20 protein-coding genes are annotated in these 23703 nt (G+C 41.9%); all 20 read left to right on the top strand.

Annotation, left to right across the window (positions count from 1 at the left end):
* Nucleotides 1–8: 8 nt before the first annotated feature.
* A complete protein-coding gene (pnp, locus tag B5D59_RS09315) occupies nt 9–2132 on the top strand; it encodes a polyribonucleotide nucleotidyltransferase (RefSeq protein WP_009497349.1) in 2124 nt (707 codons plus the stop codon).
* Between the two features lie 77 nt (nt 2133–2209).
* Entirely contained in the window at nt 2210–3466 is a 1257-nt protein-coding gene (locus B5D59_RS09310; RefSeq protein WP_078817731.1) for a M16 family metallopeptidase, read from the top strand.
* Between the two features lie 63 nt (nt 3467–3529).
* Nucleotides 3530–3808, top strand: a complete 279-nt coding sequence (locus B5D59_RS09305; RefSeq protein ID WP_040758235.1) for a YlmC/YmxH family sporulation protein — start codon at nt 3530–3532, stop codon at nt 3806–3808.
* The gene (locus tag B5D59_RS09300; RefSeq protein WP_009497346.1) at nt 3801–4607 is read left to right on the top strand and encodes a dipicolinate synthase; all 807 of its coding nucleotides are present in this window, start codon (nt 3801–3803) and stop codon (nt 4605–4607) included. Before B5D59_RS09305 ends, B5D59_RS09300 begins: the two co-directional genes overlap by 8 nt.
* A complete protein-coding gene (locus B5D59_RS09295; protein ID WP_009497345.1) occupies nt 4580–5170 on the top strand; it encodes a dipicolinate synthase subunit B in 591 nt (196 codons plus the stop codon). Before B5D59_RS09300 ends, B5D59_RS09295 begins: the two co-directional genes overlap by 28 nt.
* A 118-nt stretch (nt 5171–5288) precedes the next feature.
* A complete protein-coding gene (locus B5D59_RS09290; RefSeq protein WP_040758233.1) occupies nt 5289–6314 on the top strand; it encodes an aspartate-semialdehyde dehydrogenase in 1026 nt (341 codons plus the stop codon).
* A 42-nt stretch (nt 6315–6356) separates the two neighbouring features.
* The gene (dapA, locus tag B5D59_RS09285; protein WP_245799494.1) at nt 6357–7250 is read left to right on the top strand and encodes a 4-hydroxy-tetrahydrodipicolinate synthase; all 894 of its coding nucleotides are present in this window, start codon (nt 6357–6359) and stop codon (nt 7248–7250) included.
* Between the two features lie 389 nt (nt 7251–7639).
* The gene (locus tag B5D59_RS09280; protein ID WP_040758229.1) at nt 7640–9307 is read left to right on the top strand and encodes a ribonuclease J; all 1668 of its coding nucleotides are present in this window, start codon (nt 7640–7642) and stop codon (nt 9305–9307) included.
* 109 nt (nt 9308–9416) lie between these two features.
* Nucleotides 9417–11765 (top strand): DNA translocase FtsK, encoded by a 2349-nt coding sequence (locus B5D59_RS09275; protein WP_078817729.1) that lies wholly within the window; start codon nt 9417–9419, stop codon nt 11763–11765.
* Between the two features lie 133 nt (nt 11766–11898).
* Nucleotides 11899–12624: a GntR family transcriptional regulator gene (locus B5D59_RS09270; RefSeq protein ID WP_009497337.1), complete on the top strand. Its 726-nt coding sequence runs from the start codon at nt 11899–11901 to the stop codon at nt 12622–12624.
* Between the two features lie 54 nt (nt 12625–12678).
* Nucleotides 12679–13767 carry a BMP family lipoprotein gene (locus tag B5D59_RS09265; RefSeq protein ID WP_009497335.1) on the top strand — a complete coding sequence of 363 codons (1089 nt, stop codon included), beginning with the start codon at nt 12679–12681 and terminating at the stop codon, nt 13765–13767.
* Nucleotides 13768–14056: 289 nt separating this feature from the next.
* Nucleotides 14057–15625 (top strand): ABC transporter ATP-binding protein, encoded by a 1569-nt coding sequence (locus B5D59_RS09260; protein WP_078817728.1) that lies wholly within the window; start codon nt 14057–14059, stop codon nt 15623–15625.
* The gene (locus B5D59_RS09255) at nt 15615–16661 is read left to right on the top strand and encodes an ABC transporter permease (protein WP_040758225.1); all 1047 of its coding nucleotides are present in this window, start codon (nt 15615–15617) and stop codon (nt 16659–16661) included. Before B5D59_RS09260 ends, B5D59_RS09255 begins: the two co-directional genes overlap by 11 nt.
* Before the next feature lies 1 nt (nt 16662).
* Nucleotides 16663–17616, top strand: coding sequence for an ABC transporter permease (locus tag B5D59_RS09250; protein WP_009497329.1), 954 nt, complete (start codon nt 16663–16665; stop codon nt 17614–17616).
* 291 nt (nt 17617–17907) lie between these two features.
* Complete coding sequence (gene yfmF, locus B5D59_RS09245; protein ID WP_078817727.1) at nt 17908–19182, top strand: EF-P 5-aminopentanol modification-associated protein YfmF; 1275 nt, start codon at nt 17908–17910, stop codon at nt 19180–19182.
* On the top strand, nt 19179–20474 hold the full coding sequence (yfmH, locus tag B5D59_RS09240) for an EF-P 5-aminopentanol modification-associated protein YfmH (protein WP_078817726.1): 1296 nt from the start codon (nt 19179–19181) through the stop codon (nt 20472–20474). Before yfmF ends, yfmH begins: the two co-directional genes overlap by 4 nt.
* On the top strand, nt 20471–21205 hold the full coding sequence (gene ymfI / locus B5D59_RS09235) for an elongation factor P 5-aminopentanone reductase (protein ID WP_009497321.1): 735 nt from the start codon (nt 20471–20473) through the stop codon (nt 21203–21205). Before yfmH ends, ymfI begins: the two co-directional genes overlap by 4 nt.
* Before the next feature lie 131 nt (nt 21206–21336).
* The gene (locus tag B5D59_RS09230; RefSeq protein WP_009497318.1) at nt 21337–22131 is read left to right on the top strand and encodes a DUF3388 domain-containing protein; all 795 of its coding nucleotides are present in this window, start codon (nt 21337–21339) and stop codon (nt 22129–22131) included.
* A 36-nt stretch (nt 22132–22167) separates the two neighbouring features.
* Nucleotides 22168–23037 (top strand): helix-turn-helix domain-containing protein, encoded by an 870-nt coding sequence (locus B5D59_RS09225; RefSeq protein ID WP_176132546.1) that lies wholly within the window; start codon nt 22168–22170, stop codon nt 23035–23037.
* A 79-nt stretch (nt 23038–23116) separates the two neighbouring features.
* Nucleotides 23117–23695, top strand: a complete 579-nt coding sequence (pgsA, locus tag B5D59_RS09220; RefSeq protein WP_009497314.1) for a CDP-diacylglycerol--glycerol-3-phosphate 3-phosphatidyltransferase — start codon at nt 23117–23119, stop codon at nt 23693–23695.
* Nucleotides 23696–23703 lie beyond the last annotated feature (8 nt).

Raw genomic sequence — 23703 nt, 5'->3', positions numbered from 1 at the left:
GTTCTACAATGTCAGAACAGAAAAATGTTTATACACTCGATTGGGCAGGACGTCCGCTGACAATCGAAGCAGGACAACTTGCAAAGCAAGCAAACGGCGCTGTATTGGTTCGTTACGGCGACACAACAGTATTATCTACAGTAACCGCTTCTAAGAAACCAAAACCTCTGGATTTTTTCCCACTTACAGTCAACTATGAAGAACGTTTATATGCAGTCGGTAAAATTCCTGGTGGATTCATCAAGCGTGAAGGCCGACCGTCAGAAAAAGCGGTATTGACAAGCCGGTTAATTGACCGTCCGATCCGCCCGTTATTTCCAGATGGCTTCCGTAATGATGTACAAGTAATTTCACTTGTTATGTCAGTTGATCAAAACTGTTCATCTGAAATTGCTGCTATGATCGGCTCTTCTTTAGCACTGTCTATTTCAGATATTCCGTTTGATGGACCAATCGCAGGTGTGCAAGTTGGACGCATTGATGGAGAGTTTATCGTCAATCCAACACCTGAGCAACTGGAAACATCAGAGATCGATTTAGTCGTAGCCGGTACTAAAGATGCCATTAACATGGTAGAAGCAGGAGCGAAAGAAGTTTCTGAAGAGATCATGCTTGAAGCGATCATGTTCGGTCATGATGAAATCAAGAAATTGATTGCGTTCCAAGAAAAAATTGCTCAAGAAATTGGCAAGGAAAAGTTTGAAATTGAACTATTCGAACTAGACCCAGAAATCAGTGCAGAAGTGAAAAACTTCTGTGAAAACGACTTGATTTCAGCGATTCAAACTGAAGAAAAGCACGCTCGTGAAGAAGCAATCAATGAAGTAAAGACTGCTGTGCTTGATCGTTATATCGCGAATGAAGCTGATGAAGATACGATGAAACAAGTGAAGGCTGTTTTGGAGCAAATGGTGAAAGATGAAGTTCGTCGATTGATTACGGTGGATAAGGTGCGTCCAGACGGCCGTGCGTTGGATGAAATTCGTCCATTGTCATCAGAAACAGGTCTGTTGCAACGTGCTCACGGTTCATCCCTGTTTACACGTGGACAAACACAAGTGTTGAGTGTCTGTACATTGGGTGCGCTCGGCGAAGTTCAAATCATTGATGGATTAGGCTTAGACGAATCTAAGCGCTTCATGCATCATTATAATTTCCCGAACTTCAGTGTCGGTGAAACAGGACCGATCCGAGGACCGGGACGCCGTGAAATCGGACATGGGGCATTGGGTGAACGTGCATTGCTGCCAGTCCTTCCGAATGAAGATGAATTCCCGTACACAATGCGCCTTGTAGCGGAAGTATTAGAATCAAACGGTTCTTCTTCACAAGCATCGATCTGTGCGTCTACAATGGCTATGATGGATGCTGGTGTTCCAATCAAGTCTCCTGTAGCAGGTATTGCAATGGGATTGATCAAAAAAGAAGAAGATTACTCTATTCTAACGGATATTCAAGGAATGGAAGACCATTTAGGCGATATGGACTTTAAAGTAGCTGGTACCGAAAAAGGAATCACAGCCCTTCAAATGGATATCAAAATTGACGGACTTTCTCGTCAAATTCTTGAAGAGTCACTCGCACAAGCCAAAATTGGCCGTATTAAAATCCTTGAACATATGATGACTACAATTTCTACAACACGTGAGGAACTGTCTGAATACGCTCCGAAAATTGTTGTAATTCATATTAATCCAGATAAGATCCGTGATGTCATTGGACCTGGAGGAAAAGTTATCAATAAAATCATTGAGGAAACTCAAGTTAAAATTGATACAGAACAAGATGGTACGATTTACATCGCATCACCGAATTCTGAAATGAATGCGAAAGCTAAGAAGATGATCGAAGACATCGTTCGAGAAGCGAAAGCTGGTGAATACTACTTAGCAAAAGTGAAACGCATTGAAAAGTTTGGTGCGTTCTTGGAAATCTTCCCTGGCAAAGATGGATTGCTTCATATTTCTGAAATTCAAGAAGGCCGCACAAAAGCGGTTGAAGATGAATTGAAACTTGGTGACGAACTATTTGTCAAGGTCATTGAAATTGATAAGCAGGGTCGAGTGAACCTTTCCAGAAAAGTAGTGATCCAAGAAGAAAAAGAAGCACAAGAAAAAGCAAACAAAGAGTAATGTAAAAGCGAACGAGCCTCTTCCTGCACAAGTTGCGGCGAAGGAGGCTTTTTGTACTTTTAGAAGGAGTGAAGTCGATGATTCAAAAATATATTTGTTCAAATGGTGTACGGATCGTTCATGAAAAGATGCCCTATGTAAAGTCAGTAGCTGTAGGATTATGGGTGCATGCAGGATCTGCAGATGAAACAGCAGAACAAGAGGGAATTGCTCATTTTATTGAGCATATGTTGTTTAAGGGAACAGAAAGCCGAAATGCCAGGATGATTGCTGAACAATTCGATCAAATTGGCGGAGATCTTAATGCGTTTACATCGAAAGAAATGACGTGTTACTACACAACCGTTTTAAGTCATCACGCGTCATACGCGTTGACGATTTTATCGGATATGTTTTTCCACTCAGTATTTGATGAAGAAGAAATGGAGAAAGAAAAATCCGTTATTCTAGATGAAATCTCTTCAGTAGAAGATATGCCGGATGAAGACGTCGATGAAAGACTTTGGGCTGCGATGTTCCCAGATGATTCAATCGGTAAACCAGTAGGTGGACGAAGCGAGACGATCAAGCGTTTCACCAAGGAAATGGTAGACGAATTTATGGCGCGAAATTATGGGCCCGATAAGTTGGTCATCTCCATCGCGGGTAATTATGATGTTCGGCTTATTAAGCTAATCGAAGCGCATTTTGGTACGTATCAGAGTAAAAATTCAACAATTGGACCAAATGAAATGCATTTGCCAAATTTCGCAGCAAAACAGACGATCAAAACAAAAGATATTGAACAAGCCCATATTGCCTTTGGTTACCCATCTCTTCCAGCAACGCATGACCGAATTTATGAATTAAGTTTGTTCGACAGTATACTTGGCGGGACAATGTCTTCAAGACTATTCCAAGAAGTACGGGAAAATCGGGGATTGGCCTACTCTGTCTATACGTATTACTCCGCATATGAGAATGCAGGCGGCTTTGTCATATATTGCGGAACCTCCCCTGAGAATTTTCAAGAGACGTATCAAACGATCGAACAGGTCATCGCGGAACTATTGCATGATGGCTTGACGGATAAAGAATTGCGCAATGCAAAAGAACAGCTAAAAGGCAGTTTTGTTCTAGGACTGGAAAACTCAGAGTCCCGCATGTACCGAAATGGCCGCAATGAATTAGTAATTGGCATGCATCAAACAATTGAACAAGTTGTGGAGCGTATTGAGTTAGTGGAAAAAAGAAGTGTTTATCGTCTCGGCCAGCAAGTTTTGACGAGTGCTCGCTCCACATCAATTGTTGCCCCTGAAAAAAACATTCTCCAATTTAAAAACCTGCTCAATTAAGTAGTCGACTTCTCTCTTTCTATACATATGATGATAGAAGATCATAAGAGAGGGTGGATTGTTATGTTGTTATCAGAGCTGGCACAAAAAGAGCTGATTCAAGTGGAGGAAGGTATGCGCTATGGATTTCTTGCGGATACCGATCTCCTTTTCAATCACAAAACGGGTGAGATCATTGGATTTGAAATCCGGAAAAAGCTTGGAAAAAATCTGTTCCGTCAAAAAGATCATGACATTGTCGAATATATTCCATGGCATGAAATTGTGCTCGTAGGAGAGGATCGAATTTTATTCGGCAAAACACATGAACTGGACAGGAAGGATGTGTCTGAAGATGACTAAATGGCTTGTAGTGGGGAAGGATCAGCGGCTGAAGATGGCCAATGATATATTGCTTGAACAAAATTATAGCAGCCGATATGTTGCTGCGGATGCATTCAATGAAGAACTGAAACAGGTGTTGACTGAATGGCAGCCAGATCAAATAATACTTCCGTTATTACCGATGAAAGATCCCATTCCTCCTGAATTACTTGGACCATCAATGAAAGTATTTACTGGCCAGGCTTCACAAGAGTGGCTGAATCAGTTAGATGAAAAAAAAGTACGACACGCAAATTATTTGCACTATGAACCGTTTATTTGGCAAAATGCCCGATTGACAGCGGAGGCTTTTGTCCAAGTGTTTTATGAACAAACGAAGCGGCAAATTGCAGGGAAGCATTTTTATGTAGCTGGCTTTGGCAGAGTAGGAAAGGCTGTGGCACAAGTCTTACGGAACTTACAAGCTACCGTAACCATTGCCGCCAGATCTGATGAACAGCTGGCGGAAGCGGCCATTGCGGGTTATGAACCTTTACGATTAACAGAACGTACAGTATTCTCGAACGGTTACTTAGTAAACACCATACCCTCACAATGGCTTGACCCCGAAAAAAGCGGTGAAACACGTATTTTTGACCTTGCTTCTGCTCCAGGCTGCCTAAAGCCCTCTTATTCTTCTGAATACTATACGATACACCTCAAATTGCCCGGAATTCATTTTCCAGTGGACGCAGCAGCTGCTCTGGTTGAGGCGATTTTGAGAATGGACATAGAAGAAAGGGGAGTTACATGCTTGAAGGAAAACGAATCGGATTAGGAATTACGGCTTCACATTGCACTTATGACCAATTGCTTCCGATGATTAGCTCTCTGCAAAAAGAGGGAGCGACAGTAGTACCGATTATTACGCATTCCGTACTCCATGCAGCCACGCGTTTTGGTACTGGAGAAGAATGGATTAAGCGAATTGAAGAGGCGACAGGTGAAAAAGTTGTGTCTAGTATTGTTGAAGCCGAGCCATTCGGCCCAACAAATCCGCTAGACTGCATGGTTATTTCACCGCTTACTGGTAATTCCATGAGCAGATTTGCAAATGCATCTACAGATTCACCTGTATTGATGGCAGCAAAAGCTACACTGCGCAATGAAAAACCAGTTGTGCTTGGCGTATCAACAAATGACGCCTTAGGGTTGAACGGCATGAATTTAATGAAGTTATTAAATATGAAAAATGTTTATTTTATACCATTCGGACAGGATGACTGTATAAAAAAACCGAACTCATTAATCGCTGATTTCTCTTTACTGCCAGAAACGACAGCGTCCGCTATACAAGGCAAACAATTGCAACCTTTATTAATCCTTCATAAAGATGCATAAAAATAGATTTTTAAATATCGCAAAATATGTTATAATTCGTTCAATAACAATTAACGAGTTCGGAGCAATCTAGATGGCTCCAAATAATTACTTGTTAATCATTGAAAGGAAGAGAGAAATGAAGAATGTAAATGTTGCAATTGTCGGAGCCACCGGGGCGGTAGGAACAAAAATACTTGAAAAATTGGTGGAAAGAAACTTCCCAGCCAAATCCATCAAGTTACTTGCATCTAAACGTTCTGCAGGCAACGAAATCAAAGCTGGCGGCAACACGTACATTGTACAGGAAACAACACCTGAAGCTTTTGAAGGTATCGACATTGCATTCTTTAGTGCGGGTGGAAGTATCTCTGAAATGTTTGCCCATGAAGCAGTGAAAAGAGGCGCGGTCGTTATTGACAACACAAGTGCCTTCCGTATGGATAAAAACACACCGCTTGTCGTACCAGAAGTAAATCCAAAAGAATTAACAAAGCATTCCGGAATAATTGCCAACCCAAACTGCTCTACAATTCAAATGGTGGCGGCGTTGAAACCAATAAAGGATCAATACGGCTTGAATCGAATAATCGTATCAACCTACCAAGCAGTTTCTGGTGCAGGCGTGGAAGCGATTGATGAGTTGTCTGAACAAAGCAAGCAATTCTCTGACCGTAGTGAAATCCAAGCGGAAGTATTGCCTTCTGCTTCTGCAAAACGTCATTATCCCATCGCATTTAATGCAATCCCACAAATCGATTCGTTTGATGAATCTGGATATACTCTTGAAGAATTAAAAATGATCAATGAAACAAAGAAAATATTTAATGATTATGAAATGTCGGTAGCGGCGACTTGTGTGAGACTGCCTGTCGTATCCGGTCATTCAGAATCTGTATATATTGAAATCGATCAGGACAATGTCACGACAAGCGAAATCCAAGCTCTCTTGGAAAAGGCTCCTGGAATCGTTCTACAAGATGATCCGACTGCACAGCTCTATCCTATGCCGCTATACGCAGAGGGCAGGGACGAAGTGTTTGTCGGGAGAATTCGCAAAGATTTAAATCATCCAAAGGGCTTTCACTTGTGGGTTGTGTCGGATAACTTGTTAAAAGGCGCTGCATTGAACTCTGTGCAGATTGCCGAAGAATTGATCAACTGATTTGTCGTGTGTTATGAATGAATAAGAAAAGGGATGATCAACGTGGAACTAGGAAATATAGGTACAGCAATGGTTACTCCTTTTTCTCCAGATGGTACCATCAATTATGAAAACACCGGAAAATTACTTGAACATCTAATCGCAAATGGGACAGATTCTATAATTGTCAGTGGTACGACAGGCGAATCGCCCACACTCACAGTTACGGAGAAAAGAGAATTATTGGATTTTGTCGTGAAAGTTGTGAATAAACGGGTGCCTGTAATTGCAGGAACAGGTACAAACAATACAGCGGAATCGATTGAATTGACGAAGGCTGCTGAGTTATCTGGTGCTGACGGCATCATGCTGGTGACTCCTTATTATAATAAACCGGATCAAAAAGGTATGTATGCGCATTTTTCAGCTATAGCAAAAGAAACATTTTTACCTATTTTACTCTACAATATTCCGAGCAGATCGATCGTCAATCTGCTGCCGGAAACGGTCATTGCGTTATCAGAAATTGCTAACATTAAGGCCATTAAAGAAGCGAGTGGAAGTCTTGAACAAATGGCTGCGATCATTGAAGGAACAGATGATGATTTCCAAGTGTACAGCGGGGACGACAGTATGACGCTGCCACTTCTCGCGATCGGCGGAAGAGGAATTGTCTCTGTTTCGGCTCATGTAGTAGGAAATGAAATGCAAAAGATGATCAAAGCATTTCAAAACGGACAGACGAAAGAAGCTGCAAAGCTACACCGTGCTCTATTGCCTGTATTCAGCGCCTTGTTTTCTTCACCGAATCCAATCCCTGTTAAATATGCACTTGAAAGGTTGGGTATCCCAATAGGCGGCGTACGTTTACCACTCATAGCAATGGACGCAAGTCAATCTGAGCTGATCGATTTGGCACTTGAAAATTTCAGTAAAACACAATCTGTTGCGGAATAAAGTAAAGCCGGATGATGAATCCGGCTTTTTTTGTTTGTACTAGAAGCCCACTATCTCGTATAATGGATTTTAGTCGTTGTGGACGGGAATATATTATAAGATGAGTTAAAGTTTTCATATCAATACTAGACAGCTCGCTAAGAGCAAAAGAAAACTTAGTTGATTGGAATGGAACGCGGTAAAATACAAAGAAGTGCTCACAATGCTTCGCTTATGCCAGTAATAGTGGCTCTCTGCTACAACTTATTCTCATTGATTAGCGTTAGAGAACCGTACAGGGAGCGAAGTAAATGAGGAGTGGTCCGCCTTCAACGGATATCAACGGAGCATATCTGTACGTTGTATGTAGATTTTATCTCATTATTTATAGATCATTAGGAGGAAACAATGTGACCAAAATACAAAATGAATTAATTAGAGTAATCCCGCTGGGCGGGGTAGGAGAAGTTGGTAAATCCATGTACGTCGTTGAAATTGACGACGAACTATTTATAATGGATTCAGGGCTGATGTTCCCTGAAAACGAAATGCTCGGTATCGACATCGTTATTCCGGATATGACCTACTTAGAAGAAAATAAAGATCGAGTTAAAGGAATCTTCTTGACTCACGGTCATGAAGATGCGATTGGTTCCATTGCGTACTTGTTACAAAAAGTACAAGCGCCTGTCTATGGAACAAAATTAACGTTAGCTCTCGCAAAAGAGCATTTGAAAAAGATGCCGGCACCTTCAAATGTGCGATTCTTTGAAGTGACCAATCGAAGCCGAATGAATTTCAAGCGTACACATGTAACATTCTTTTATACGACGCACAGCATTCCCGACTCATTAGGGATCGTCTTCCACACGAGTGAAGGAGCAATTGTCAATACGGGTGAATTTAAGTTCGATCAGGCAGCAAAGGGCAAATACCGTCCTGATATTGCGAAAATGGCGACGCTAGGTGAAGAAGGTGTCTTCATTTTAATGTCGGATTCGACGGAAGCAGAACGTCCTGGTTATACGACATCTGAATCTGTTATCGAAAAAAGACTATCCAAAACGTTCCATGAAGCGGAAGGGCGAATTTTGGTGGCATTATATGCATCGAATTTCATCCGGATTCAACAAGTTCTGGACCAAGCTGCTGCAAAGGATAAAAAGGTCGCTGTCATCGGCAAGAGCTTGGAAAGTTATTTTGAAGTGGGCTTGCGTCTAGGATATTTGCAAGTAAAAGAAGACATCGTCGTTCCTGTAAAAGATTTGGATCGTTATGACGACCAAGATATCGTGCTCATCATAACAGGTAACCAGGGCGAGCCTCTTGAAGCGTTGGAGAAAATCGTCCGTAAGCATCACAAAGAAATTAATATTAAAGAGACAGATACAGTATTGATCACATTTACTCCGTCACCTGTCATGGAAATTTCCATGTACCAGATGATGAATGAATTGGCGAAGGCAGGCGCAACAGTTTTAACTTCAACTAGAAATGTTCATGTTTCGGGTCATGGTTCGCAGGAAGACTTGAAGATGATGCTAAATTTGATGCGTCCTAAATACTTTATTCCGATTCAAGGAGAATACCGTATGCTCATTGCGCATTCAAAATTAGCGCAAGAGGTAGGTTTGCCGAAAAACCGAATCTTTATCGCGGACAAAGGCGATATTGTCGAATTTAAAAACGATAAACTGCGAATGAGCGGAAGAGTGCAGGCGGGCAATGTCCTTATCGATGGCATCGGTGTAGGCGACGTAGGGAATATCGTGTTGCGAGATCGTAAACTGTTATCTCAAGATGGGATTTTCACTGTCGTCGTGACGTTGAACAGAAAACAAAAACGTATCGCTGCAGGACCTGAAGTCGTTTCGCGGGGCTTTGTCTATGTCCGTGAGTCGGAAGAGTTGTTTGAAGAAGCGACGAAGTTAATTCGCAAGATTGTGGAGAAATACGTTAGTAAGGAAACATTCGAATGGACAAACATTAAACAAGAGATTCGTGAGACGTTAAGTTCTTATTTATATCAACAAACGAAAAGACGTCCAATGATTATTCCAATCATTATGGAATACTGATCGATTGTTTCCGGATTTTTTGAGTTCGCTCGAAAAGCTTCCTTAAAAATCTACAGGATTTCCATGCCGCACAGGCTGGAAATCTTTTTTTCAGAAAGGGGGTAAGCTTATGGCGAAAAAGAAAGGGAAGAAAAAGACCACAGCCAAGAAAAAACAGCAGCAAAAGCAGCAAAGTTCAACGCAGCCGCTCTGGTTCGAAATTCTGGGTGTGGTATTGATTGGCATCGCCATCATCATGATATTTGAATATGGCGTTATCGGCAGAGGATTAGCAGCATTTGCCCGATTTTTATTAGGTAATTGGCATGCCGCCCTGCCATTCTTAATCATCATGCAGGCACTAATATTTATGATAAAAAGGCAAGTGGGGGGATATAAACATCGAATCGTGTTAGGCTGTTTGTTCATTTTAAGCAGCATGCTGTTATTCAGTCATATCCACCTTTTTCAAACGCTCTATGAAAGTAAGGTACTGATGTCCAATTCGGCCTTGAAAGAGACGTGGAAAGTCCTGGTGACAAGCGGTGGAATCTTCAATCAATCAGGAACGCTTGGTGGCGGTATGATCGGAGCTGTACTATTTGCGATGTTCCATTCGTTAGTGGACTCTGCAGGTGCGACAGTGGCGGGAATTCTTTTATTGCTGATCGGGATAATTCTGTTAACAGGAAAAGCACTGATTCCTTACTTAGTCGAGCAAACTCCTTTATTGATGGAGAAAATGAAAGAAAAGTGGACAGCACGAGAGAAAAAAGTCGTTCCGTCACCCGAAGAAAACAGAAAAGAATTGTCACGAAGAAACCGTAAGCAAAAGCCCAAAGCCGAAACTGTGGAACTTGCTGACGAAATGATACACAGTGAAGAGCTGGACGAACAACCAATCATTTCAACCTTCACTTCGAAAATCGAACAGGCACCTGTACCAGAGAGAGTGGAAACAAAAGCGGCGGACGCAAAAGCTTCAGCCTCAGCAGCGAATGAACAACCGGAAGGAACTGCTGATTATCCGGTGATGGGCGGAGAACAGGAAAATGAATCATATATTCTTCCGTCCACCAGTCTGCTTGAACCTCCCGTTGCGAGTGATCAGTCAGGTGACTATGACCTGATTCAAGCAAATGCTAAAAAGTTAGAAAAGACCTTTCTCAGTTTTGGTGTGAAAGCACGTGTAACACAAGTCCATTTAGGTCCCGCTGTGACAAAATATGAAATTTTGCCGGACTCCGGTGTGAAAGTAAGCCGTATTGTCAGTTTAGCTGATGATATTGCATTAGCTTTAGCGGCTAATGGAATTCGTATTGAAGCACCGATCCCCGGAAAATCAGCCGTAGGGATTGAAGTGCCGAATAATGCGGTCGCAATGGTCAGTTTGCGGGAAGTGTTGGAATCTAAAGAAAACAATCGTGCTCAGTCCAAATTACTTGTCGGTCTAGGCCGGGATGTAACCGGACAAGCGATGATGACGGAACTGAATAAAATGCCACATGTACTTATTGCCGGTGCGACAGGAAGCGGGAAAAGTGTCTGCGTCAATGGAATTATCATGAGCATTATCATGCGTGCAAAACCGCATGAAGTGAAAATGATGATGATTGACCCGAAAATGGTGGAGCTCAATGTCTTTAATGGCATCCCTCATTTATTGGCACCGGTTGTCACGGATCCCCGGAAAGCAGCACAGGCATTGCAGAGGGTGGTCTCTGAGATGGAGAGACGATATGAGTTGTTCTCTCACACAGGTACCAGGAATATTGAAGGATACAATAACCATATTGAACAATGGAATGAAGACCATGATGAAAAACATCCACGCATGCCGTATATCGTAGTCATTGTAGATGAGTTGGCGGACTTGATGATGGTCGCTTCCAATGAAGTGGAAGATGCCATCACACGCTTGGCGCAAATGGCTAGAGCAGCGGGTATTCATTTGATCATTGCCACGCAAAGGCCGAGTGTGGATGTTATTACAGGAATAATTAAAGCAAACATTCCTTCAAGAATTGCATTTGCCGTTTCGTCTGCAATTGATTCACGTACTATTTTGGATGGCAGCGGAGCAGAAAAGTTGTTAGGGCGAGGCGATATGTTATTTCTTCCGGCGGGTGCATCCAAACCGACCCGTGTGCAAGGCGCTTTTGTATCGGACGAAGAAGTCGAAGCAGTTGTGGACTTCATTATCGAACAGCAAAAAGCGCAATATCAAGAAGAAATGATCCCTACGGAAGTGGAAATTGTTCCACCGCATGAAGAAACAGATGATTTATATGATGAAGCGGTCCAGATGGTTGTAGAGATGCAAACAGCTTCTGTTTCAATGATCCAGCGCCGTTTCCGGGTAGGCTATGCGCGTGCTGCTCGTATAGTGGATCAAATGGAAGCGCGAGGAGTAGTAGGACCGCCTGAAGGCAGTAAGCCAAGACAAGTCATGATTGGAAAATCAGATCTAGAATCTTGACGTAAAATTGTTGAAATCGACTGAAATATAGAATTTTATTCGTAAGCTTAACTAGATATTTCCTTCTTCTTAAGAAGATGATATAGTTAGGACAGAACGTAATCAGATGTCTGACGTCTGGGGAGGTGGCTAAATGTTCGTGAAGAAAGATCCGCGACATTTATATGTTCAGGTCATCGAGCGATTAAAAAAAGATATAGAATCTGGGCTATTTCAAGAACATGAACGGCTTCCCTCAGAAGCGAAATTATCAGAGTTACTGGGGGTTAGCCGTGCGACACTGCGCGAAGCGCTAAGGGTACTGGAAGAAGAGAAAGTGATCTTCAGAAAGCATGGAGTCGGCACATTCGTCACTTCACAGCCTATGGTGTTGTCAGGAATTGAGCAGCTTTCAAGTATAACGACGATGATCCACAATGCGAATATGGAGCCTGGCACCATTGTTCAAAATTTGTCTATCATCCCATTGACTGAAGAGTTAACTGAACGTTTTAAAACAAATGATAAAAAGATTGTCCAAATCAAACGAATTCGAACAGCAGATGGTGAACCTGTTGTATATTGTGTGGATCACGTGCTGTTGGAATGTTTGCCGGACGGTTTAGAAAGTCAGCTCGACGCATCATTATTCGATACAATTGAGCGGTCCGGAATGACCCGGATTGGACAGGCTGTAGCTGAAATAGAGCCGATTAGCTATCATCCGGAAGCGTTTAAAGCGCTATCTTGTGATACCTCTCAATCCCTTTTATCGCTTTCCCAAGAGCATTTCAGCGAGGAAGGGAAAATGGTTCTTTATTCTGAGAACTATTTTCGTGCAGATAAATTCAAGTTCCATGTAGTGCGAAGAAGGGTATAAGACGTATAACGTCCTGATTTCATACCAAAATTATCAAAGGGGAGGTCATTATTGATGAAGAAAAGAAAATTTGGTTTGGCCATGTCTTTGGTTTTAGCCGCAGGTACGATGTTGGCAGCATGCGGTTCAAACGATAAGGACAATAATGACGCAGGGGAAAAACCTGCAGCCGGAAATGATACCGAAAAGAGTGAATTCTCGATTGCCATGGTTACAGACGTTGGCGGGGTAGATGATAAATCGTTTAACCAGTCAGCTTGGAAAGGCGTCAAAGAATTTGGGGAAGAACAAGGTTGGGCAAAGGGAACTGGCGGATTTGATTATCTTCAGTCTACAGACCCAGCGGATTACACAACTAATTTGAACAACTTGGCTCGTCGTGACTTTAATTTAATATTTGGTGTAGGTTTCTTGATGGAGGATGCAATCGCTGACATTGCAGCACAGCAAAAGGATACTGAATTTGCTATTATCGATGGTGAAGTAGACGCTCCAAACGTCACAAGCATTCTTTTTAAGGAACAAGAGGGCGGATACCTTGCTGGAGTTGCGGCTGCATTGATGACAAAATCAGATAAAATTGGATTTATCGGCGGTATGGATATTCCAGTAATTGAGCGCTTTGAAGCTGGTTTCTTGGCTGGAGTTGCAGCAGTAAAACCAGAGATCAAAGTAGATACTAAATACACTGGGGCATTTGATAAAGCAGAACTTGGTAAAGCAGAAGCTAGCCGTATGTATTCTTCCGGCGTTGATATCATTTTCCACGCTGCCGGCGGTACAGGTAACGGTGTATTCTCTGAAGCGAAAGAACGTAAACAAGCAGATAAAGATGCATATGTTTGGGTAATTGGAGTGGACTCCGATCAGTATGACGAAGGTAAAGTTGGCGATGATAACATCACTTTAACTTCAATGCTGAAACGTGTTGATGTCGCAGTTAAAGATATTGCTCAACAATCTATGGATGGTAAATTCCCTGGTGGCGAAACGAAAGTTTACGGTCTCCATGACAACGGTGTGTCACTTGCTGATTCACGCGGTGCCATTCCACAAGATGTGCTAGATCAGATTGATGAATATGCACAAAAGATTGCTGATGGCGAAGTAGAAGTACCTGAGTTCGTAGAAAAGAAGAAATAATCTTCTGAATAAGATAGAGGCCGGTTTATTGTCCGGCCTTTATTTGATTAAAGTTTGTGAAATAAAGGCTCCTTGATTATTGTACTGGAGCTTTTATTTTATTAATTTTATATTGAATTGAATTTGCATACAGTTTGGCGAAAAGACGACTTGTACGAATAGTAGTGGTAACGCTTACAGATTCATTGTTCTGCAATCGCCTTATACGTGAAGTTAAATCTTAGGAAGAAGCTAATGAACATTCTGCTTTGTGCTCTTGAACTCTATTACTGGCAAGGAAGTGATTGGATTGGATTATGTAATTGAAATGCTGGATGTCTCGAAAAAATTCGGAAACTTCTATGCTAATGACCGCATTACACTGCAACTTGAAAAAGGTGAGATCCATGCACTCTTAGGAGAGAATGGAGCTGGTAAATCCACGTTAATGAATGTGTTGTTCGGTTTGTATCAGCCAGACGGTGGTGAAATTCGTGTAAGAGGAGAAAAAGTAGCGATTACCGATCCGAACGTGGCCAATGATCTTGGGATTGGAATGGTTCACCAGCATTTTATGCTCGTTGAAAACTTAACGGTCACAGAAAACATTATTTTGGGAAGCGAACCGACTAAATCCGGTATGCTCAATATTAAAGATTCCGCTAAAAAGGTAGCGGAGATTTCAAAGGCATATGGGCTGGATGTAGATCCTCATGCGAAAATAGAAGATATATCGGTTGGTATGCAACAACGGGTGGAGATCTTAAAAACTCTTTATCGGGGAGCGGATATTTTAATTTTTGATGAGCCGACAGCTTCACTGACTCCTCAGGAAATTGAAGAGCTTCTCAATATTATGCGCAAGCTCGTTGCGGAAGGTAAATCCATCATTATAATCACTCATAAATTGCAGGAAATCATGAGTGTCTCAAACAAAGTAACCGTCATTCGTAAAGGAAAAGGAATTGGGACTGTCATTACAGCAGAAACGAATCCGGAAGAATTGGCGACGCTGATGGTCGGTCGGCAAGTGACTTTCAAGACTGAAAAAGGACCTTCTAATCCAACAGAAGAAGTATTGAAAGTGGAGGACTTGGTTGTCAATGATTATCGCGGGGTTGCCAAGCTAAAAGGGCTCAACCTCTCCGTACGCCGAGGTGAAATTGTCGGTATTGCCGGGATTGATGGCAATGGACAGTCTGAATTAATCGAAGCTATTACAGGGTTAACGAAAGTGAAGAGTGGTAAAGTCTTGATTAATTCTGTAGATGTTACGAACAAAAAACCAAGAAAAATTACAGAAACAGGAATTGGTCATATTCCGCAGGATCGTCATAAACATGGCCTGATACTGGATTTCTCAGTCGGTTATAATGCCGCATTACAATCCTATTATCATGAGCCATTTTCAAAAAAAGGAATAATGAATTATAAAGAAGTGAATGAAAAGGCTAAAAGTCTAATTGAAGAATTTGACGTAAGAACTCAAGGCGTAGACGAATTGGCAAGAGCGTTGTCCGGTGGAAACCAGCAGAAATTGATCATTGGTCGTGAAATTTTGCGTAACCCAGACTTACTGATCGCTGCTCTGCCTACAAGAGGCTTGGATGTCGGAGCCATTGAGTTTATTCACAGACGTCTGATTGAACAGCGTGACAGTGGTAAAGCTGTTCTTCTCATAACCTTCGAGCTTGATGAAGTAATGAATGTGTCAGATCGAATTTCTGTCATCTACGATGGAACAATTGTGGGCACTGTGACACCGCAAGAAACAAATGAACAGGCGTTAGGCTTAATGATGGCGGGCCATTCGAAAGATGCGGTATCGAAAGAACAGATAGCTGCTCGGAAAGATGGTGATGAACATCATGTCGAATAAAATGATAAATATATTGGTTCCAGTGATATCTATTATTTTAGGACTGTTAGTTGGCGCTGTTGTGATGCTCATCAGTGATTACAACCCAGTTACAGGCTATATAGCATTGTGGAATGGGATCTTCGGGGATTCTTATGTAATCGGTGAAACGATCCGTCAGATCAGTCCTTATATTCTTGCCGGATTGGCAGTCGCTTTCGCATTCCGGACAGGTCTTTTTAATATCGGAGTAGAAGGACAGTTGATTGTCGGCTGGTTTGCGGCTGCCTATGTCGGAATGGCGTTTGAACTACCTAAAATCATTCACTTACCGCTTGCGTTATTAGCGGCTGCAGTTGCAGGAGCGTTATGGGGGCTGATCCCGGGTATTTTAAAAGCAACTTTGAAAGTGCATGAAGTTATTGTGACGATCATGATGAACTATATAGCGCTGCATGTAGTCAATGCATTGATAAAAACCATTTCCGGCGGCGGGTTCAAAACGGAAAGGATCCATGAAACAGCATCACTGCGATCTGAATTTTTGTCCAACCTGACCGATTACTCTACATTGCATTATGGAATTTTTGTGGCCTTAGCGATGGTTGTCGTCATGTGGTTTGTTTTAGAGAAGACAAAGTCTGGATATGAATTGAAGTCAGTTGGGTTTAACGAAAATGCCTCTCAATACGCGGGGATGAATGTTAACAAAAACATCATTTTAGCGATGGTTATTTCAGGTGCATTTGCCGGTTTAGGCGGTGCGATGGAAGCACTTGGAACATTCGGTAACATGTCCTCTATGGGTGGCTTTACGGGCATCGGTTTTGACGGAATTGCCGTAGCGCTTTTAGGTGCGAATACGCCGCTTGGAGTTATTTTCGGAGCTACATTGTTTGGTTCATTGAAATACGGAGCAAACAACATGCCGAATGCTGCAGGGATTCCAGTAGAAATTGTTTCGATCATCATAGCACTAGTTATTTTCTTTGTTGCCTGCGGGTATATTATCCGTATCGGATTAATTCGTTTACGTAATAAGAAGGAGGCGAAGTAAGATGTTAGATGTGTTATATTTCATCGTACCTATAACGATTGCTTCTGCCGCCCCTCTTATATTTACAGCAATTGGCGGTGTGTTTTCTGAACGTTCTGGTGTAATTAACATCGGATTGGAAGGTCTTATGGTTATGGGCGCGTTCATCGGGATTCTATTTAACTTATTTTTTGCAGAGTCTTTAGGTGCTTGGACCCCATGGATCGCCTTGCTGGTAGCCATGCTGGTATCCGCTTTATTTGCTACATTACATGCTGTAGCGTCTATTTCATTCCGTGCAGATCAAGTAGTATCAGGTGTAGCGATTAACATGCTTGGTCTCGCAATTGCCTTATTTTCTGTTAAAATGATTTTCGGTAAAGGACAGACGGATTTCATTCAGGAGAAAATTCCGAGATTTAACATTCCGTATTTGCAAGATATCCCAATCATCGGACCGATGTTTTTTAAGCTGGTATATGGTTCTTCGATCATAGCGATTGCTGTAGCATTTATTGCTTGGTTCGTTATTTACAAAACACCATTCGGCTTGCGTTTGCGTTCTGTAGGTGAGCACCCTATGGCAGCAGATACGATGGGAATCAAGGTGACGAAAATTCGCTATATTGCAGTGATTATTTCGGGTGGACTTGCGGGAATCGGCGGTGCAGTCTATTCACAGACTATCACAAATGATTTCGGGCATGCTACGATAAATGGACAAGGCTTCATGGCGCTTGCCGCAATGATTTTTGGTAAATGGCATCCGCTTGGTGCTATGGGAGCCGCTTTATTCTTTGGTTTTGCACAAGCATTGGCAATCAGTTCGTCGAGTATTAAGATTTTAGCTGATATACCAGCTGTTTATTTCCATATATTCCCTTACGTCTTGACGATCTTGGCGCTTGCTGGATTTCTTGGGAAATCTAGCGCACCGAAATCGCTTGGTAATCCGTACATTAAAGGTAATCGATAATAGTTACGAAAAGCTATCTGGGGAAGTCACTCTTCAGATAGCTTTTCTAGGTTTGTCGAGGCTGGACGGCGCATTCAGCACTTGGTTCATCCGGCTTCGAGCGCCAGCCTCTCGGGGTCGTTTCAGAACTGCCAAAAAGGCAAGGAGCGCCTTTCTGTCATTTCTTCCAACGCCTGTCGAGGCTAACCGGCGCTCTCAGCACTTGGGGTTGCGTTTTATTTTCTATTTCAAAAGCTAAAATGTATAGTGAGGATAGGAATTCATATAATAAGGTAAACGAGAGGTGTTTGTATGTTCAATAAAATAAAGTTACAAGACGGCGTTAATTTGTATATACGAAAAACTGAACAATTTAAAACAGTGAATGTCACGATTAAATGGAAGGCTCCGTTAGAACAGAGTGCTGCTTCGGAGCGAACGGTGCTTGCGAACGTATTGGAAGAATCCAACCGAAAGTATCCTACTCAAATTGCGATGCGTAAAGCGTTAGATGAGCTATACGGTACTGTGTTGTATACAGACGTTTCCAAAAGAAGCTCTCAGCACATCGTTTCTTTGTTTGCTGAATGTGTGAACGATGAGTTTTTTGCAGGTGAAGACGTTCTTAAACAGCTTTTCGAACTTATCCGTGCGGTCGTTTTCGAGCCAAAAGCTTCAGAAAATGCATTTGATCAAACGGTTGTAGAAAGAGAAAAGCGTACAGTACGTGATCGAATCCGTTCAGTTTACGATGACAAGACAAGATATGCTCAAAAGCGTATGCTGGAAATCATGAGACCGGATCAACCGGCTTCTATCTCCGCCTACGGTACAGAAGAAGCTGTTTCTGCTATCACCAATAAAAGTCTTCATCAAGCGTATGAAGACATGATTCAGCATGACTTGATCGATATTTATGTAGTCGGAGACGTGGATGAGCAAGATATTGTCACGAAAATTAAAGAATCCTTGCCGTTCAAGGCTCGTAAGGTGAATGAACGGCTTGAAGAAAAGCATGCAAATACTTCTGAAGACGTAAAAACCGTCAGAGAACGTCAGGATATGAAACAAGGTAAGCTGCATTTAGGCTTTAGTACGCCAGTGACATTCCGTCATCCGGATTACAATAAAATGCAAGTGATGAACGGAATTTTTGGCGGCTTTGCGCATAGTAAATTATTTATGAATGTACGTGAAAAAGAAAGTATGGCGTATTACGCAAATAGTGCGTATGCTTCCCAATATGGTATTGTCTACGTGACAGCAGGAATTGATGCAGAACTTGAAGAAAAAGCAGTTCAATTAATTGTTGAGCAGTTAAAGGTGATGCAGCAAGGTGATATAACAGAGTTGGAATTGAACCAAACGGTTGCATTGCTAGAGAATAGTATTCGCAGCTCCAATGATTCTGCACGCAGTCAAATTGAAATATATGACCAATATAAAGAGTTAGACGAGAATTTCACTGCAGATGAACTGATCAGCAAATGGCATTCCGTTACATTGGAAGACGTGAAGGAAATGGCGAACACGATCCAGTTAGAAGTGGTCTATCTGTTGTCAGGCAAGGAGGATGATTCCAAATGAAAGAAGTAGTATTTGATGAATTACAAGAAAAAATTTATACAGAAACATTAGAAAATGGTTTGAAAGTGGTCATTCTACCGAAACGGGGTTATTCTAAAACATTTGTGACGTTCACAACAAAATACGGTTCAATTGATAGAACGTTCAAACCGCATGGCAAAAACGAATTCATAACAGTGCCTGACGGGATTGCACATTTTCTTGAGCATAAAATGTTTGAAAAAGAAGATGGCGATGTGTTCCAGAAGTTTGGTCTAAATGGAGCATCTGCAAATGCTTACACGACCTTTGGAAGGACTGCATATTTATTTTCAGCAACGAATAAAATCAAGGAAAATACTGAAGTGCTTTTAGATTTTGTCCAAGAACCTTATTTCACTAAGGAGACCGTGGATAAAGAGAAGGGGATTATTGCCCAGGAAATTACGATGTATGACGATCAACCGGATTGGCGTTTATACTTCGGTACAATAGAAAATCTCTATAAAGAGCATCCAGTGAAAATTGATATTGCAGGAACAGTAGAATCGATTCAAGATATTACGGCAGAGCATTTATATACGTGCTATGAAACCTTCTACCATCCGTCCAACATGTTGCTATTCATTGTAGGGGCAGTTGATCCTGAAGAAATGATGGCCTTCGTTAAAGATAACCAATCTAAGAAATCCTTTGATCAGCCTGAGCCGATCGAACGCCAATTTCCAACTGAAACAAAAGGAGCGGATATTCCGAAACGCACGCTTACGATGGATGTATCAAAGCCAAAGCTCAATGTAGGCATGAAATGTACGTCTACAGACCAGCAGGGTCAAGAGATGCTTGAGTCTGAGCTATCTGCCAATTTAGTGTTGGACAGTTTATTTGGGCGTACTTCTCCGTTTTATGAAAAGGCATATGAAGAAGGTTTGATTGATGAATCATTCTCTTATGAGTTTTCCATGGAAGAGGGCTATGGATTTGCAATGGTCGGATCAGATACGGAGGAGCCTGAACGATTAGAGAAGTTAATTCGTCAAACGATTCAAGATTCGAAAGAATACTGGCCTGTCAAAGAGGAAGATTTAGAGAGAATGCGTAAAAAGAAAATCGGACAGTTTATGCGTTCACTGAATTCTATAGAATTTATTGCTAATCAATATACTCGCTATGAGTTTAACGAAATGAATTTATTCGATGTAGTGCCGACGTTGGAAAAGCTCTCTATGGATAAATTGAAGCAAGCCTTTTCTATGTTTTCGGATGACAGCAGCTATACAGTATTTGAAGTAAAGCCAGCAGACAACAAATGAACGAAGCGCGTTTTGCACTCGTCTTAGGGGCATCAGGTGGGATAGGGGAAGCGGTTTGCCGACAGTTGGCGGCCGCTGGTTGGTCTCTTTACTTACATTATAATTCCAATAAGCAACAACTGGCTTTATTGTTGAAGGATTTGCAAAAGGACTATCCTAACCTAGAGTTTCTCAGTGTGCAGGCTGATTTTAGATCAGAGCAGGCGGCTGCTGAGCTAGCCTCGAAAATACAAGGATTACAAGCAATTGTCGTGGCAAATGGGCAAGCGGTCGTTAAGTTATTGTCCGATACGACGGATGTGGAAATGGCTGAGTTATGGAGGGTGCATATGCAAAATCCCGCTCGGCTCGTTTCCTTATTATCTGCTAAGTTGCGTAAACATACGGTCTCTTATGTGCTGTTTATTGGGTCGATCTGGGGCAGCGCAGGTGCTGCGGGAGAAGTGATGTATTCAGCGGTCAAAGGTGCACAACATGCTTTTGTTAAAGCGTACGCCAAAGAAGCCGCTTATTCAGGTGTCCGGGTTAACGCCATCGCACCTGGCTGGATCGATACACGGATGAATCAGGAATTTTCATCAGAAGAACGGCAAATGGTCTTGGAACAAATTCCCTTGCTGTCGGTTGGTACTCCGCAAGAAATAGCGAATATGGTCGAATTCTTGCTCAGTGGAAAAGCCGATTATATGACGGGAGAAATCGTTCAGATCAACGGTGGCTGGTATATGTGATCTCGAGAGAGAAGGACGGTTCGTGAAGTCCTTTTCTTTTTTTCTTTTCTTCACTCCGGCTATCCGTTATTATAGAACTAAGTGCAGACTTATGCGTCCTATATAAAGAAGTCAAACGAGGAGAGTGTCGAATGGGAGAATGGTATGTCGAATATGAGATTCAAGTCAATCGGCCCGGCTTGCTTGGAGATATTGCTTCCCTGCTCGGCATGTTGCGAGTGGATATTGTTACCATCAATGGAGTAGATGGCAGATATCGCGGTATGCTTGTACAAACGGATCACGACCAGCAAATTAAACGCTTTGAATTAATTGCTTCCACTATGGATACGATTGTAATCCATAAAATCAGGGAACCTAAATTGAGAGATGTGTTGGCTGTGCGTCACGGACATTATATCCAGCGCGGCACGGATGATCGGAAAACGTTTCGGTTCATTCGAAGTGAACTTGGGATTTTAGTGGACTTTTTAGCCGAAATTTTTAAGCAAGAAGGTCACAAGCTAATCGGTGTACGCGGGATGCCACGTGTAGGTAAAACGGAATCAGTGGTTGCGGCTAGTGTGTGTGCGAATAAAAAGTGGGTGTTTTTATCTTCCACTATGATCAAACAAACCGTGAGAACGAGTATGATGGGCGAAGAATTTTCAAGCGATAATATCTTTATCCTGGATGGAATTGTGACTCGAAAATCATCGGATGAACGTCATATGCAATTAGTGCGTGAAATGATGAGTTTACCTACGATAAAAGTGGTAGAACATCCAGATATGTTCGTGAAGCAATCCGAGTACACAATTGATGACTTTGATATCATTATTGAATTGCGGTCTAGTGTAGATCAAGAAATTACATATGAGATTCTGGAGAAAAACGACCAGATGTCTGATCGCGGTTCAATGGGCGGATTTAATATGTTCAACTAAAGTAAAATGACTTGACGAATTAGGTAGGTGTTAAAATTGACCGGATTAGGTGCTCGCTTGAAAGAAGCGAGAGTAGCGAAAGGGTATACGTTGGATGATTTACAGGGAATCACAAAAATCCAAAAACGTTATCTTTCGGGAATTGAAAGTGAAGATTATAGTATGATGCCCGGTACATTCTATATCCGTGCTTTTATCAAACAATATGCGGAAGCAGTTGATTTGGATGCGGATGAAATGCTGGCTCTCTATAAAGAGGAGTCAGGCGATACTCCAGAAGAAGAGCAAGAAAATATTGCGCCGCCGACACTTCAGCGCAGCGGCGGACTAAAGAGTAACAGCAAGTTAAAAGAAATCATGCCTAAAGTGATTGTAGCTTTGTTCATTGTGATGATTATCGTCATTGTGTACATTTTATTTAGAGAAAAAGCTGCAGAAACACCATTAGAAAAAGATACACCAACGCAAAATGTTCCACTGATCAAAGAAACACCAGGGCAGCCAGATACTGAGAAACCGGTTGACGAAGATAAGAATGCTTCTGAGGAAACACCAGAGGAGCCGGAAGAGCCGATAGAAGAAACAGAACAGCAGCTGGAATTGGAGTCCAGCGCCGGAGAAACTTCCACTTTTACGTTATCTAATTCTGATGAGTTGAAGTTGGTCATTAAAACAACGGGCGATTCTTGGATTTCCGTTACCGATCAGTCCGGTACAGAAAGAATGCCAGCGCCTGGAGGTAGAATTATGACTGCCGGCGAAACCATTGAAATTGATGCAACTGAAGCGGTAAGTGTGCGAATCCGGGTAGGACGGACAAATTCTACAGAACTGATCGTGAATGATCAAGTGCTCGAATATCCGAATGAACGTCTTACTCAAAATATTATTATTAAAAAACCGTAGCAAAATAGTCATCCCTTGAGATGACTATTTTGTTATTCACAAGAAATTATGACGCTACAGCTGGAAAGGTGGAATTTTTATGAATTTGCCTAATAAAATCACGTTATCAAGAGTATTGATGATACCGATTTTTATCGTTTTCATGGCAGTTGATTTTGGGTGGGGAATTATTAAAATCGGCGGAGTAGAACTACCGATTGAACATTTAGTGGGCGCGATTATTTTTATTATAGCCTCAACGACAGATTGGCTTGACGGTTATTTAGCAAGAAAAAATAACTTAGTAACCAATATGGGGAAGTTTTTAGATCCGCTTGCGGACAAGTTACTCGTTTCCGCAGCATTTATTTTGTTGGTTGAGATGGGAACAGCACCTGCATGGGTTGTAATTATCATTATAAGCAGGGAGTTTGCAGTGACCGGTCTTCGATTAATCTTGGCTGGCGGTGGCGAAGTTGTAGCTGCGAATCAGTTAGGGAAAATAAAGACGGTTACACAGATCTTGGCTATTTCATTTCTACTATTACACAATATATTCTTTGAAGCGATCGGCGTTCCATTCGGTACAATTATGCTGTATATCGCGCTGCTATTTACCATTTGGTCTGGCGTAGATTATTTTATTAAGAATCGTAAAGTGTTAGTGGAGTCAATGTGAGGAGTGGA

The sequence above is a fragment of the Sporosarcina newyorkensis genome (assembly GCF_900167515.1).
GTDB classification, from domain to species: domain Bacteria; phylum Bacillota; class Bacilli; order Bacillales_A; family Planococcaceae; genus Sporosarcina; species Sporosarcina newyorkensis.
This window is presented reverse-complemented; position numbering and strand designations above follow the sequence as displayed.